This is a genomic window from Pantoea sp. X-Soil-ISGK-275 (assembly GCF_059730795.1).
This window is the reverse complement of the sequence record NZ_AP035977.1, coordinates 634,459-648,982: the sequence shown is the minus strand read 5'-3', so window position 1 is coordinate 648,982 and position 14,524 is coordinate 634,459. Positions and strand designations below refer to the sequence as shown.

The window sequence follows — 14,524 nt, the reverse complement described above, 5'->3', positions numbered from 1 at the left end:
TTCATGGCGACCCATTCACTACAGATCCAGTTGGGCTTTCAGCAACGCAATCTCCTCACGCCACTGTGCCTGCAACGCGGGTTTCTGGTGCTTCGGCTTGCGCGCCAGATCCTCATCCAGCTTGCTTTCCACCTCCAGTAACGCCAGCAGTAACGCATCTTCATCCAACGCTGTTGCCGTCGCAGCAGGTGCGACAAAGTCTGACGTTGTTGTCGCCTGATCAGCACGCATGCGCTCGGTTACCGCGTCAAAATCGTGCCATTCGCTGAGTTGCTGATCCTCAATCAGCCAGAACCGGTTGCAGCTGTTGGCGATTAACTGACGATCGTGCGACACCAGCAACACCGCGCCCTCAAACTGGTTTAACGCTTCTGCAAGCTCCTCTTTGCCCACCATATCCAGATGGTTGGTGGGCTCATCGAGCAGCAGCAGCGAATAACGCGCCAGCGTCAGCCCAACAAACAGCAAGCGCGAGCGCTCGCCGCCGCTGAGTGAGCCAATCAACTGCTGATGACGCAGATAGGGAAAACCCGCGCCAATCAGCGCCATCTTGCGGTGCTCATCGCTGAGCGGAGCAAAATGCGCCAGTGCGTCACTCAGCGTTTCCTCATCGTGCAGCTGATGCAGACTTTGATCGTAATAGCCAAGGCGCGCGCGGGGATGAAACAGCGGGCTATCTGTGTATTGATATTCACCCCATAAATGCCGTAGTAGCGACGATTTACCGCAACCGTTGCGACCAACAATCGCTACGCGATCGCCACTTTTCACCTGCAACATCGGCAGAGAAAACAGAGCAGGTGCGTCATCGGCTGGATGAATCGACATCTCCGGCAACGCTAAAACGCGATCGGCATCCAGCGCTTCACCTTGCAGTTGCAGCCGCCACAGCGCTCCCTCGCTCAGCGTGGTTTGTGCCTCTTTCAACCAGCCGGCGCGTTTCTCCATCTGCTGCGCCTTGCGCGACAACCCTTCGTTATCGTAAGCGCGGCCCCACATCGCCAGACGTTTAGCGCTTTTCTCAACGCGCTCAATCTCCCTTTGCTCAGCCTGATAACGCTGCGCATCCGCTTCATCCTGCTCATCCAGCGCCTGACGCGCCGCGCTGCAGGGCAGACGGAAGAATTGCAGACCGCGATCGCGCAGAATCCAGCTGCAGTTGGTCACCCGATCGAGCAAGGTGCTGTCATGGGAAACCAGAACAAAGCTGCCGCTCCAGCCGTTAAGGAAATTCTCCAGCCACAACAGCATCGGCAGATCGAGGTGGTTGCTGGGTTCATCGAGCAGCAGCAGATCAGGCTGCAGGATCAGCGCACGTGCCAGCAGCAGGCGCATATGCTGGCCGCCGCTTAAGGTCGCGGCGGTTTGCGTTTGTTGTGCAGCCGTGAAACCCAGGCTGCCCAACAGCGCTTCGGCACGCCAGCGATCACTTTGTTCCGGCAGGCGCGCCATTACGCTATTCAGCAGCGAATCATTATGCAGCTCTGCAGGCAGATGCTGCTCGATACGCGCCAGTAAACAGTGATTAGCCGATGTAACGCTGCCGTGGCTGGGTTCCAGATCGCCACTGAGGATTTTCAATAAGGTACTTTTACCGGTGCCGTTATCACCCAGCAAACCGATGCGATCGCCTTTTTTCAGGCTGAAATGGATATCGTGAAACAGCGTGCCGAAGGCGTTATCAAAGCCAACATCGTGGGCAGATAATAGTGTGCTCATGTGCTTACTCATAAGTTGCAGGCGCAAAAAAGCCTGACGTCAGAAATCGCTGACGACAACCCGGTAAGCCGGAGGAAGGGATTAGATTTTCAGTAAACTTCGCTCAGGACGGATTATCGCAGCACGAGTGCGGAAATGCCTGAACGCGGCCAATTACTATAAAAGTGTGAGTAAAGAAACAATTCACACGATGGCATAGTAATCCTCCTTAGTTATCAGTGGGTGAATAAGTGAGCTGATAATAGTGGCGAAAAGCGGCACTTTCCAGTGAAAAATGCCATAGATGTGGCGGCGATCGCTATGACGTGCCGGGCAGGGCGCTGGCAACGATAATGAGCCTGGTCGGTGAAAATCGCCTTCAAAGGTCTTCTGCAAAACTCCAGCAAAACTCTTCTGCAAAACTGGTTAAAAAATGAGCTAACCTTGGGCCTGGGTGTTCTCATTAGTTGGCAGATCAAAATAAAGTGGGGAAGGCCGCTTAGTGCCAAGAGCGGACATAATCGGTGCACAGTGACGTGGTTTAGGACGGTTTTTTAGTTACCGTGACATTTTAGTCGGTCCTGTTCCAGCCACTGCACACCGATGGTGTGGAGGATTAAACGGACTTGCCCGGCAGAATAATCACGCCTTTCTGCGTAAGCGCTCCTCTTCTACCAGCGCCTTCCACTGCTGGAAGGACGGCCTTGCCTGCATGCGCTCATACCATTCGCGTAACGCGGCGCACTCTGAAGGTACCTGCAGGTTCACTAACGCAGAGAAAATCATCCCTCCGATTACCGCTATATCTGCCATTGAGAAGTTCTCACCGGCTACATAAGGTTGTTTCTGCAGAACACGGTCAAAATAATGCATCCCGCGGACCGCCTTGTCCCGCATCCGGTTGCCCCACTCAGGGTTCTGATAGAGTTCAACCTCAGGGCCTAAACCCGGAGTGGCGTGATGGAAATACACGCTCACTGCATCAAGGAACTCAATTTCAGCGCGCTTGGTCATCATATGGATGACGCCCTGTTCCACCGGAGTGGTGCCCGTCAGAGAACGTGGTGCACTCAGAGCGTCCAGATACTGCGTGATGGCCGTACACTCTGCGATAAGCGTACCGTCATCAAGCTCCAGAACGGGAAGCGTGCCAGAGTAGTTGATGGCAAGAAATTCGTTTTTCTTGTGTTCGCCCGTCCATAAGTTAACAGGCACAAACTCTGTATCAGAAAGCAGTCCTTTCTCGGCAAGTGCAATGCGAACGCGTGCGGGATAAGGGCCGTCATACCAGTCATAAATTTTCATCAGCGGATAATTCCTTTGTGTGATTGAGTTCAGGTCAAAGCAATAAAAACTAACTAACGGTAGGTAGTTATGCAGCTAAGATTGAGGCAGTTTCGGATGGCTGTCAATACCTACCTTACGATTGTTAGTTTTTTTTATCGATCTTTCCGGGACGCCCCTGATTCGATTAAGGGGTTCAGTTCGGGAGGAGTACTGTTGTTGCGATAGCGTGACAAGCCGCGAGTATGCCCGGAGAGGCGCCTGAGTTAACTTGCCCGCCTGTGCGGCAGAGGGGGGCCAGCCGTTTTATGCCAGACCGCAGCGCGCTCGTATGGATTTTCTGAAAGAGGTTCAGGCAGCGCCAGTTGAAGCAGGCGGCCACCTGATTTTTACTGCGGCAGGAGACCCGCAAGTTTGTAACCTTCAATGAGCTCATCAAACAGCTGAATATTGTTACGGCTTCTGGCCATCAGCTGCGCGCCGGCAACGGCAGAAAAAATGGAGCCGGCACGAACTCTGCTCTCTCCTGACGCGGCAATACCGGCCTCATGCAGCTGCCCTGCCAGCCAGTCGATGTTGATGTCAGCGAACTTTTGCACCTCATCCCTGACCGGTTGCGGCAGATCATCGTATTCAGCCGACATAAAGCTCCCCATACAGAGCCGGTTCCCGCTTTCGAGGGATCGGCGAAATATCTGCGGGTAGCGGCGCAGACTTTTCAGCGCATCGCCCTCATTTTCCCTCAGCATTTCCAGGTCACGCGCGGTGTCCTCCCAGTAACGCCGGGCTACCGCTGCACCCAGCTCGGCCTTACTGGGGAAGTGGTAGTAAACGCTGGCAGCCTTAATTCCCACCTCGTCGGCCAGTCCGCGTATGTTCAGGCCGGTGTAGCCGTGCGCCTGTGCCGCCAGCCGGGCTGCGTTCAGAATTTCGTCACGGGATGTTTTGCTCATAATTTCTCTTCTCCGGTAGCTCAGATCACAATTCTAACATTTGTTAGGTAGGTATTGACAGTCTGATTTAACAGGTCTAGATTTTACCTACCAACTGTTAGTTAGTTTATCAAGTCGAGGGTTTATCATGAGCAACGAAATTTATTATTCAGACGCTACCGACCTGGCCAGCATGATACGTAACCGCGACGTTTCGCCGGTTGAAGTGATGCAGGCGCATCTCGATCGCATTGCAGCCACCAACCCGGACGTCAACGCGATAGTCACGCTCGCAGAGGACGCACTGAAACAGGCCGAAGCGGCGGAAGCTGCCGTGATGAAGGGTGAGAAACTTGGCCCACTTCACGGCGTTCCCTTCACCGTAAAGGATTCCATCGATACTGCCGGCGTGCTGACTCAGCGTGGTTCACCCATCTTCAAAGGTCGTCTGCCGGATGCAGACGCGACCAGCGTGGCGCGCCTTAAAAAAGCGGGCGGGATCGTGCTGGCAAAAACCAACCTGCCGGAATTTTCATACTGGATTGAAAGCGATAATCTGCTTTCCGGCCGCTCTAATAATCCCTGGGACCTGACCCGCACGCCCGGCGGCTCGAGTGGCGGCGAATCTGCTGCAATAGCCGCAGGCATGTCCCCGCTGGGGCTGGGAACGGACCTGGCCATTTCAGTGCGTGGACCCGCCGCGCAGACAGGCATCACCTCCATGAAAGCCACCCACGGAAGCGTGCCCATGACAGGCATCTGGCCGCGCGCGCCGCGTCGCTTCTGGCATGTCGGCCCAATGGCCCGCTCGGTACGCGATATTGCGCTGGCGTTCTCTCAGCTTTCCGGACCTGATGGCCATGATGCGTTTTCCAGCGCCGCGCCACTGCATTCCGGCGGTCTGCCGCCGGTGCCCTCACGTCCTTTACGAATTGGCTGGATGACAGGCCCGGGGTTCGGTCCGGTTGATCCGGAAGTCGCAGCGGTAGTTAAGGCGGCAGCGGATGCGCTGAAAGCGCCTGGCGTTGTGGTGGAGCACGTCGGTATTCCCGCGCTGGAGCAGGATTTTGCGCTGGACGTCTTCAACCGTCTGCACGTTATGGAGATGAAGCCGGCTTTTGCAGCGGCAACGGCCGGTCGCCGCCCCGATGAAATCTATAAAATGGCAAAAACCATGCTGTCACTGCCTGATACGCCGATGTCGGACTTCATTGATGCGGAGCAGGCCGCCGAAAGGTTGCGTGATGGATTTGCGGAATACTTTTCACGTTACGACGCGCTGATTACGCACGTACTCCCCATCCCGGCCCACAAACACGGCGCAGACAGGTTTGTTATCGACGGTCAGAGCGTCGATGCCACCTATCTGCAGGGCGCCACGGTTCCACTGAACGTAACCGGCCTGCCGGGGATCGCGCTGCCGTTCGGTAAGAGTCGTGAGGGGTTGCCCATCAACGTGCAGATTGTAGGTAAATGGCATGATGAACACGTTATTCTCCATATTGCTTCTCTGCTCGAAGCAGTGAGCCCCGTTAAAGGTTCTCATCCGTCACTGTGAATATGGCCATGCCCCACGATAACTGTGGGGCATGTGAAATAGTTGCTCAGTGTGCAATAGCGAGATTGATCAGCATGTCCGATATTCGCTCGTAGCGTACCTGACATATGCGTCCGCTTTGTGCCAGAGGCGGACCTCCTACTATCGCCCGAATCCTGTATTCTTCCGTCGGCAAACGTTTCGGTGTGATTTGTTGTTATTGTCATACCGCACGAATTACTTATTCATCACTCTTTAGCCAACGAAAAGTTTACTATATGCTTTTATCTAGTGAACTAGATAATCAATAGCTAGATAATGAGTTGGCATATGAACAAGCAGTCACGGCAAGAAATAGGGACACAACTTTCTTTTGCGTTATATGGTGCGGCGAGCCGAATGAACCGGTTACATAAGCCGTTCCTGGACCCGCTGGGACTTACCTTCCCACAGTATCTGGTCATGCTGGAGTTGTTTAATGGCACCCCGCGCACCGTGGGGGATATCGGGAATAAGCTTGCCATGGATACCGGCACCATTACGCCCGTTCTCAAACGCCTTGAGGCTGCCGGACGCATAATCCGCACACGTGACCGCGCAGACGAAAGACGAGTTCTCATTACCCTTACAGATGAGGGGCTCGCTTTGCAAAGTGAGCTGTGGCTCGTAACCGAAAGAATCAAATCAGCCTGTCAGCTATCGGATGAAAAGCTCGAGGAGTTACGGGATACCCTGAATGGCTTTGCCCATCCCGCTGATAACTGATCATCCTCCACTCATACAAAAGGTACTGCTATGAAAATAGGCATTATTGGCGCCGGAAATATTGGTGCGACGCTGGCAAACAAGCTCTCTGTGCAGGGCCATGACGTCAAACTGGCGAACTCGAGAGGACCGGAAAGCATTGCAGACCTGGCGCGAAAAGTGGGTGCACTGGCGGTTGATCGCCAGGAGGCCGTACGAGAAGTGGACGTCATCATTCTGTCTATACCCTTTGATAAGCACACCGAACTTGCTGAGTTGATGCGCGACGTCCCTGAAAGCGTGATCGTCATTGATACGTCTAATTATTATCCTTTCCGTGACGGGGACATTATTGAGATCCGTGAAGGTAAGCCTGAAAGCGTGTACGCCAGTGAAACAGTTCAGCGCCATCTCATCAAAGCCTGGAATGCTGTTCTGGCCGAGACGCTTAAAGAGAAAGGTCAGGATGCAGGTTCTCCGTCCCGTATTGCTATTCCTGTTGCGGGCGACGACTCCGCAGCAAAGTCTGTTGTGATGGAGCTGGTCTGTCAGAGTGGTTTCGATGCATTTGACGCCGGTATGCTTAGCGAATCATGGCGGCAACAGCCCGGTACTCCAGCCTACTGCACTGAGCTTAACGCCGCAGAACTTAGAGCGGCCCTTCAGGCGGCGGATAAAGATCGCGCACCACTGAACAGAGATGCGTTGATCAGAGAATTCATGTCTGCAGGCGATCATTTAACACATGATGTGATAGTCAAACGTAACCGTGCAGTAACAGCCTGAGTTAAAGAGAAGAGCTTATGACACATAGAGAAAAGTACCGGATTGCAGTCCTGGGAACCGGTCATATCGGTAAAACACTTGCCCGCAGTCTTGCAGCTGCCGGTCATTTCGTAAAAGTCGCAAATTCACGCGGGCCAGAAACGATAGACCCCGACGTGCTTGAAACGGGCGCTGAAGCATCTGATACAGCCAGTGCCGTGCAGGACGCGCAGGTAGTCATCCTGTCCATACCTATGGCGAAGCTTGCGGGTATCGCGCCTCTGATACGCAATCTGCCTCAGGATGTTATCGTTGCTGATACCTCCAACTACTATCCACATCGTGATGGCATCATTGACACTTTCTCAGATGGTGAGGTTGAAAGTCAGTGGGTGGCGCATCTCCTGAACCGTCCCCTTATCAAGGCATGGAATGCCATAGGTTCAGATTCTCTCGCCAGAAAAGGTTCAACAGCGGGATCTCCAGTGCGTATTGCAATTCCGGTGGCAGGGAATATCGAAGAGCACAAGATGGTGATCATGCATTTTGTCATTAATACGGGATTCGATGCCTTTGATGCGGGTAACCTTGATGAGTCCTGGCGGCAACAGCCAGGTGCTCCGTGTTACTGTACGGACCTCACATATGGACAAATGAAATCCGCGCTGGCTGCAGCTGAAAAGGTACGATTACCCGTGCGCCGGGATATTGCAGTTCAGGCAATACAGGAGCGTGTGGGTGATAAACGCACAAACCCTGATGCCGATTATATTGTTCGTTTACACAGGGCGCTTTTCATGTAATTCGAAAGTCGTGTTACTCCCTCCTCAAATGACTGCTCTGTTATATCGATATTTTCGCTCAAATCATTTCCATTTGCTGATGTATGAGCGAAAAGCAACATCCGCTTTTCGCTGTGAGTTCAACGGGACGTTGCCACGCGCGCATGCAGGCACTGTGCCATGAGCGGACGTTGCTAACATAGCGTCATGGAGGACGCAACAATGAATAAGCATGGCAGGGTCAGATTGATTTATTACAGCGGTTACCCTCATGCCTGGCCAGAGCCTGCCGATAACTGTAATGTGCCTCATCAGGGGTGAAATAAACCGATATTGCGATTGAATGTGCTGAGCTATTGCTCCTCCTGCCCTGGAGGAGCTTTTTTTTTGCCGGAGATGACCCAAGTGCAGAATAATAAGTTTCTGTGCGTAACTCCCCGAAGTGAGAGCGAAGGCAGGGCCTAATACTTACTGGCAGCGGGAGCGCTAAGCTTGAGCCTTTCTGCCGCAAAGGTGAGGTTACTAATAGCAGGTTCCTTCAGCGTAGGTTATGTGCGACTGCCGGTGGAAGGGAGTTATCAGGCAGGGGGGCTGAATATTAAACGTCATTTGCCGATAACAAAAATGACACACATCATATGACCCCCTGATAACGAGAACCGACATGAAAATTTCTACACGCCTTGCTACAGGCTTTGGCCTGCTTATTCTCCTGTTTGTTATCTGTACCGTGATTGCGCTCATGGCGCTCGGCAGAGCCAGCGATGGTATGGACGATGCCGTTAACGTCAAAATGAAAAAATATCAGCTTGTGCTGGATATGCGCGGTGGCATCAGGGATATGGGCATTGCGGTACGCAACATAGCCCTACTCACTGACCCTCAGGCGATGAAGCCAGAATGGGAGCGATTACAGAAACAGGCGTCTCTGTATGAAGTCAATCGTCGGGCATTGGTTGATGTTATGAAAAGTGACTCAACCCCGGAAGGCCGTGAGGTCATTCGCCGCATTACTGATGCAGAAGGGCCAGCAATCTCTGCGCTGAAGCAGGCCGGCCAGCTCGGACTGGATAATCGTGCTCAGGAGGCGACGGCTTATCTGATGAATGTCACGCGCCCGGCTCAGACTATGTTGCTGAACGCCTTAAACGACATGACGCAGATCCAGCTGAAAAATACGCAGTCCGCCGTTGAGCAGAACAGTGCCGCGGCTGATCGTGCATCACTGACACTCGTTCTGCTCGCTGCTGTGTCCGTAGTGATTGCGCTCGTAACCTGCACTTTAACCATTCGCATGCTTATGCGCCAGCTTGGAGGGGAGCCTGCGCAGGCTCAGTCACTGGCGGCTACCATTGCCTCTGGCAACCTGACAACATCTGTGACGCTGCGTCGCAACGACACCAGCAGCCTGATGGCGTCACTGGATGGCATGCAGGCAAACCTGCGGGGGCTGGTATCGCAGATAAAAGACTCGGCTGCTTCTGTGGCTATGGCGGCGGATGAGATATCGCAGGGCAATACGGAGCTCTCCTCCCGTACGGAGCAGCAGGCCGCTGCTCTTCAGGAAACGGCCGCCAGTATGGAGCAGCTGACCGCTACGGTGAAAAGCAACTCAGTTGGCGCACAGCAGACAGCTGAGTCTGCGCGCGAAACTGCATCTTTTGCCCGTGCGGGGGAAACCGATATGCAGCGTATGTCTGAAACCATGAACGACATTTCACTCAGTGCGGCTAAGGTACGGGATATCACATCCGTCATTGAGAGTATCGCCTTTCAGACCAATATCCTGGCGCTCAACGCAGCGGTGGAGGCCGCCCGGGCAGGGGAAGATGGGCGTGGTTTTGCCGTTGTGGCAGGAGAGGTCCGAACCCTTGCCCAGCGCAGCGCCACCGCCGCACGGGACATCAAGCAGCTGATTGAACAGGCCGTAGAACAGGTGGAAAGCGGTGTTGAAGTGGCTGCTGGCACCGGACAAAGTATTCTGAGAATTGTTGGAATGGTGGGCGAGTTGGCAGAGGCTATGGATAACATCTCGCTCGCGTCTTCAGAGCAGATGCAGGGGATTTCTCAGGTCAGCATTGCTGTCAGCCAGATGGATGGCGTCACGCAGAATAACGCCGCGCTGGTAGAAGAGTCCTCTTCTGCTTCGCAGTCACTTTCTGAGCAGGCGCACGCCCTGCGTGGAATGGTTGATGCCTTCCGGGTATGAACAGCGACGAAATACAAGTAAATTAAACCCGTGAAGCGGGATATTCATGTTTTCAGAGCTAATAGTTTATGTTCAGTCAGGCTGGTATTGCCAGCCTGACTTAAAACATCAGTTACGCTTTTCATAACACACTTTCTCAAAAATATTTATAGTCAGCAATTTCTCCCCATACACTGAGTATTCGTCAGCGAACGTGTAGCACTTACAGGCTCGAAAGGAAAACGGAGATCATAAAATGATTTTCGCTCAATAATCGCAACCAATATGCGCAAATCCTTAATATTTTCAAGGTGTAACTTTCAGGGGCGAATTATTATATTTCTCTGTTAACGCAGCTTGTTTAAGGTGTGTTTCCGCTTTGCGCCAAAAAGGGGTGGTTTATGATCTATTTTTTTAATTAAAGATAATAGTTTGGAAAAATTATTTATTCCAAGAGGTGAGTTCTCTAAGATTCTAATGGTTTTTTAGCGTGGCTGCTTTATTGTCCATCCTTTGATGCCATTCACATTCTTAATGTTTTAAAAGAATCACGCACTCCGCTGAGCCGTAATTTTAAGGTTGCATGGAACGTTCAGTCAGATAACGCAACAACTAGCGTATCCGGGGACGCGGTAATGATACAGAGGGACTGAATGAGGTCAAACTTGAATGTAAAAGCGGCGTTTCTGTCAAGTTGACCACTAACAGGCTTCCTGACAAGGTGTAGAAATGGCTGTTACAAAGCTAGAAAGTTGCATATACGCGCATTAATCTTCACTCGTGGGTACTATTTATCACAACGCCCTCTAACTAGACGCAAGCAATCCCCCGCACAATCAAATAATTCTCGACGCAAAACAAGTGTTTAATCTTTCGTGAGGCTCATCACGATTTTGGTATGATCTAAGTCAATTAAACGGTTTTTTAGAGAGCGTATCTTCACCGCGTCGCAGGTTGATTAACGACTTGCGACACGCAAAAAATTAAGTTGTTCAATCAGAATTTCAAAATACAACACGAGGTCAACTAAATTGTCACTTTTCATTCGACTTATCACCTAATGCGAATAAATTTCCGGCTTTATATCGGAGAGCATCCAAGAAATGGGCTTCGTGAGTAGGTGATGAAATTTTTTGTATGGTCGGATTTGTAGTTCAGGTGATATGACAATAATTATTCATGCCGGTTCTATTGTGTTGGCATCAAAGCTGGGTCCTAACTAATGCGGTTGGCGCGTTATTTCTAAGGAAGAATTATTAAAACTTTCAAAGCAAGGAGTTAATCATTGGGATATGCCGCCGCAGTGATTACCTGGGCAAATAGAAGCGTAATGCGCATATCACAAAAAAGTAAGCGTACCGTGAGTTTTTGAATTTATACCTTTTTAAAGGCCATGTTACGTATGCGTCACTTAACTCAATGAGAAATTCTGAACAAATGGCTGGCAGGCCAAATCAGCAATCCAACTTAATTTACAAAAACTGACATAAATCAACTTTAGCGAGTTTAGTTTAATGAAAAGAACAATTGTGGCTGTAGCAATTTGTGCGATCTGTGGCGGAATTGTGACAACCGTGGCATATGCTGACGCATTAAATATGGGTTCTGCGCAAGATCTTTATAACTCTATCGTTTCTGGCCAGATGGATAATAGCACGGCGCGAAATGTCTGGACTTCAATGAACAGCGTGCAGCAAGCGCAGTTCAAAAGCATTGAATCTAGCAACAACATGGATTTCTCTGTAGATATGGGCAACGGCGTTGCGCCGGTAGCCGTACCACAGGCAACTCCGCAACTTACAACCCCGCAAGCATTAACCCCGCAGGCGATCCCGCAAGCTATCCCACAGGCAACGCCTGTACGTCAGAGTGAGCCGGTGCAACAGCTCGTCCCTGTGCCACAGCAGCAGACCCCACAGGCTACGCCTGTTCGTCAGAGTGAGCCGGTGCAACAGCTCGTCCCGGTAGCACAGCAGCAGACCCCACAGGCAACGCCTGTACGTCAGAGTGAGCCGGTGCAACAGCTCGTCCCGGTAGCGCAGCAGCAGATCCCGCAGGCAACGCCTGTTCGTCAGAGTGAGCCGGTGCAACAGCTCGTCCCGGTAGCGCAGCAGCAGATCCCGCAGGCAACGCCTGTACGTCAGAGTGAGCCGGTGCAACAGCTCGTCCCGGTAGCACAGCAGCAGACCCCACAGGCAACGCCTGTACGTCAGAGTGAGCCGGTGCAACAGCTCGTCCCGGTAGCGCAGCAGCAGACCCCACAGGCTACGCCTGTTCGTCAGAGTGAGCCGGTGCAACAGCTCGTCCCTGTGCCACAGCAGCAGACCCCACAGGCAACGCCTGTACGTCAGAGTGAGCCGGTGCAACAGCTCGTCCCGGTAGCGCAGCAGCAGACCCCACAGGCAACGCCTGTGCGTCAGAGTGAGCCGGTGCAACAGCTCGTCCCTGTGCCACAGCAGCAGATCCCGCAGGCAACGCCTGTTCGTCAGCAAGCAATCCGTGACGCGCTGACCACCCAGCACAGAGGCATTGCGGACGTTAAAGCGACGGCACCAACTATCGCCGCTGAACAGCCTGTAAAGAATAGCGACGCCACTGCATATCGCGCGGCCATTGTTAATCAGCAGCAGCCGGTCATGACCGAAGCGCTACAAGTAAGCCGGGACGCGTTGGCCTCACAAAATCAAGGCACGACAGACGTTAAAGCTGTTGAGCCTACTGTTAACGCTGAACAACCTGTTAAAAACAGTGACGCCACCGCGTATCGCAATGAAGTAAACGCCACTGTATCAAACCGTACAGTTGCTCAACCTGTTGTTGATAGTACCGGCCAAGCAATCAGCGCCAATGCTGGCAGTATCGACACTAACCGCCAACGTATTGCGGTAAATGGTCAATCAATCCAATACAACGCCGCACGCATCGATACCAACGGCCAAGCGATCAGCGCCAACCGCCAAAGCATCCAGCGCAACAGCGCACGCCTTGATAGCGCGGAGAAGAGCATCAAGCGCAACTCTGACCGCATCGACGACAATAGCAAGAAGATCAAGCAAATCGGTAACAACGCCGCCGCTATGTCCTCCCTCCACTTCAACGCAAATCGGGATAGCTGGGCGCTGTCTACCGGCACCGGCAACGGCGAAGGCGCTGGCTTTGCGGCCGGTATTCAGAAAGGTGTAACTGAACATACTGCCGTAACCTTCCAGGCTTCCACCGACTCACAAGGTGGCTGGATGGCTGGCGCAGGACTGCATGGTGATTTCTGAAGCAAACCCGCTATGGCGGGTTTTTTAACCTTTAATTGTGCACTTTTACGTTAGTGAAAGTGAATATATATTGGTTTGATAGAGCCTTGCTAATTCGGTGCGGCGTAATCACCGTATGGATTTTTTGAATGATGGGCATGGCGACGATCATGCAAAATGACTGGGATTGGAATGTTATGAATACTGAACAAGTAAAAGCGTGGTTGATGGTGCACGCGAATGGCACTGAGCTCATAACGCAGGAAGAAAAACACGCGAAAGCTGTTGCGCAATTGGCATTCTGGAAAGTCTACCCATTGAAACCAGTAGAGGGAACCAATGCCGTTAAGGTGGGGATTGTTTGCACAGGTTAAACGCCTTCGCAATGAACTAAGCCGAGAACCTCACCGCTATCGAGAGTTAGATAAAAGAATGAAAGATATAATCCTTATTGCCGTTGTAGCAACGCTGCTTAGTGGCTGCACTGCCCGGACTTCCACGCCGGTAGATCAAAAAATGGCTCTGGTTACAACAGGCCCATTAACACAAACTGAATGGGTTCATGCCGCTCAATATAGCATTCAATCAAAGTTCAGTGACGTTGACTTGTACAGCGGCAAGCGCTGCAAACTGCTTTTGAATGTGACTAAAGACGGGTTATTGCTGAGCACAAATGCGCAGGGCGGGGATCCTGAGCTGTGCGAAGCGGCCATAGCCGCCGTGAAGCAAGCAAAGCTGCCGCCGCTGACGGCGGGCCTGCCTCATGAGATTCCGTTAATGTTTGCGCCCGCTTCCGGGCAGTACGCACAAGCTGCGCGCAAATCCGCCGTTGAAACGTGGCACTATAAAGACGTTGTTGTCTCTCGCGATAAATTGGGGATTGTTAGCATTGATGGCAAGCCTGCTGTGATGGACGCGGAAGAGCTGGGGAACAAAACGTTTTCAGCGGGGATTAGCCAGGTAATTTTCTACAAAAACGGTAAAGTGGCATTGATGCAGAACGGCCAGTTTAAAGGGTGGATGAAATGATCCACGACGACATGAAGTTTCTTCAACAGTTACACCGTGAAACAATGGAAGCCATGCAGAAAGATTTGCGCGAAAAAAAAGTAGTTTGTTTTCTTACGGTCGGAACGTGGAAAAAAATTTTCGTGACGATGGGCCTGCTCTTCGGTGCAGCAGTTCTGGTTTGGTACCTGCATTGGACAGGTATTCATTGGCATAGAGAATAAAGTAAATATGTGCGCTTATGTGAGCATATTAAAGCCGAGCCTCAATGATGTGCCTTTTTTTACAAAATTAACCCATAGCCAGATACCGAAGATATGCCCTACATTAATCCTGAT

At 52.0% G+C, this 14,524-nt stretch carries 11 protein-coding genes and 1 pseudogene; 9 read left to right on the top strand and 3 right to left on the bottom strand.

Translation table 11 applies throughout. The features are described 5' to 3' along the window. Nucleotides 1-18: 18 nt before the first annotated feature. The 3 genes from AC6I8A_RS22485 to AC6I8A_RS22475 all read right to left on the bottom strand — a co-directional run bounded on the left by AC6I8A_RS22485 (nucleotide 19) and on the right by AC6I8A_RS22475 (nucleotide 3,935). Nucleotides 19-1,719: an ABC-F family ATP-binding cassette domain-containing protein gene (locus tag AC6I8A_RS22485; protein ID WP_497819247.1), complete on the bottom strand. Its 1,701-nt coding sequence runs from the start codon at nucleotides 1,717-1,719 to the stop codon at nucleotides 19-21. Nucleotides 1,720-2,340: 621 nt separating this feature from the next. Next, the gene (locus AC6I8A_RS22480) at nucleotides 2,341-3,003 is read right to left on the bottom strand and encodes a glutathione S-transferase (protein ID WP_497819246.1); all 663 of its coding nucleotides are present in this window, start codon (nucleotides 3,001-3,003) and stop codon (nucleotides 2,341-2,343) included. Between the two features lie 368 nt (nucleotides 3,004-3,371). Continuing rightward, nucleotides 3,372-3,935, bottom strand: a complete 564-nt coding sequence (locus tag AC6I8A_RS22475) for a TetR/AcrR family transcriptional regulator (RefSeq protein ID WP_497819245.1) — start codon at nucleotides 3,933-3,935, stop codon at nucleotides 3,372-3,374. Between the two features lie 127 nt (nucleotides 3,936-4,062). Here AC6I8A_RS22475 and AC6I8A_RS22470 point away from each other — a divergent pair, with 127 nt between their 5' ends. The 9 genes and pseudogenes from AC6I8A_RS22470 to AC6I8A_RS22430 all read left to right on the top strand — a co-directional run bounded on the left by AC6I8A_RS22470 (nucleotide 4,063) and on the right by AC6I8A_RS22430 (nucleotide 14,410). Further along, complete coding sequence (locus tag AC6I8A_RS22470) at nucleotides 4,063-5,472, top strand: amidase (protein ID WP_497819244.1); 1,410 nt, start codon at nucleotides 4,063-4,065, stop codon at nucleotides 5,470-5,472. A 309-nt stretch (nucleotides 5,473-5,781) separates the two neighbouring features. Then, a complete protein-coding gene (locus AC6I8A_RS22465; protein WP_497819243.1) occupies nucleotides 5,782-6,216 on the top strand; it encodes a MarR family winged helix-turn-helix transcriptional regulator in 435 nt (144 codons plus the stop codon). A 24-nt stretch (nucleotides 6,217-6,240) separates the two neighbouring features. Beyond that, nucleotides 6,241-6,981: pseudogene (locus AC6I8A_RS22460) on the top strand (NADPH-dependent F420 reductase); the annotation flags it as partial. 17 nt (nucleotides 6,982-6,998) lie between these two features. Continuing rightward, nucleotides 6,999-7,763: an NADPH-dependent F420 reductase gene (locus tag AC6I8A_RS22455; RefSeq protein ID WP_497819242.1), complete on the top strand. Its 765-nt coding sequence runs from the start codon at nucleotides 6,999-7,001 to the stop codon at nucleotides 7,761-7,763. A 643-nt stretch (nucleotides 7,764-8,406) separates the two neighbouring features. Then, the gene (locus AC6I8A_RS22450) at nucleotides 8,407-9,951 is read left to right on the top strand and encodes a methyl-accepting chemotaxis protein (protein ID WP_277976450.1); all 1,545 of its coding nucleotides are present in this window, start codon (nucleotides 8,407-8,409) and stop codon (nucleotides 9,949-9,951) included. Nucleotides 9,952-11,528: 1,577 nt separating this feature from the next. Then, nucleotides 11,529-13,199, top strand: coding sequence for a hypothetical protein (locus AC6I8A_RS22445; protein WP_497819241.1), 1,671 nt, complete (start codon nucleotides 11,529-11,531; stop codon nucleotides 13,197-13,199). A gap of 128 nt (nucleotides 13,200-13,327) precedes the next feature. Beyond that, nucleotides 13,328-13,552 carry a hypothetical protein gene (locus tag AC6I8A_RS22440; protein WP_497819240.1) on the top strand — a complete coding sequence of 75 codons (225 nt, stop codon included), beginning with the start codon at nucleotides 13,328-13,330 and terminating at the stop codon, nucleotides 13,550-13,552. Beyond that, nucleotides 13,536-14,207: a cell envelope integrity TolA C-terminal domain-containing protein gene (locus AC6I8A_RS22435; RefSeq protein ID WP_497819239.1), complete on the top strand. Its 672-nt coding sequence runs from the start codon at nucleotides 13,536-13,538 to the stop codon at nucleotides 14,205-14,207. Before AC6I8A_RS22440 ends, AC6I8A_RS22435 begins: the two co-directional genes overlap by 17 nt. Beyond that, nucleotides 14,204-14,410, top strand: coding sequence for a hypothetical protein (locus AC6I8A_RS22430; RefSeq protein ID WP_497819238.1), 207 nt, complete (start codon nucleotides 14,204-14,206; stop codon nucleotides 14,408-14,410). The genes AC6I8A_RS22435 and AC6I8A_RS22430 overlap by 4 nt, the downstream gene beginning before the upstream one ends. Nucleotides 14,411-14,524: the final 114 nt, after the last annotated feature.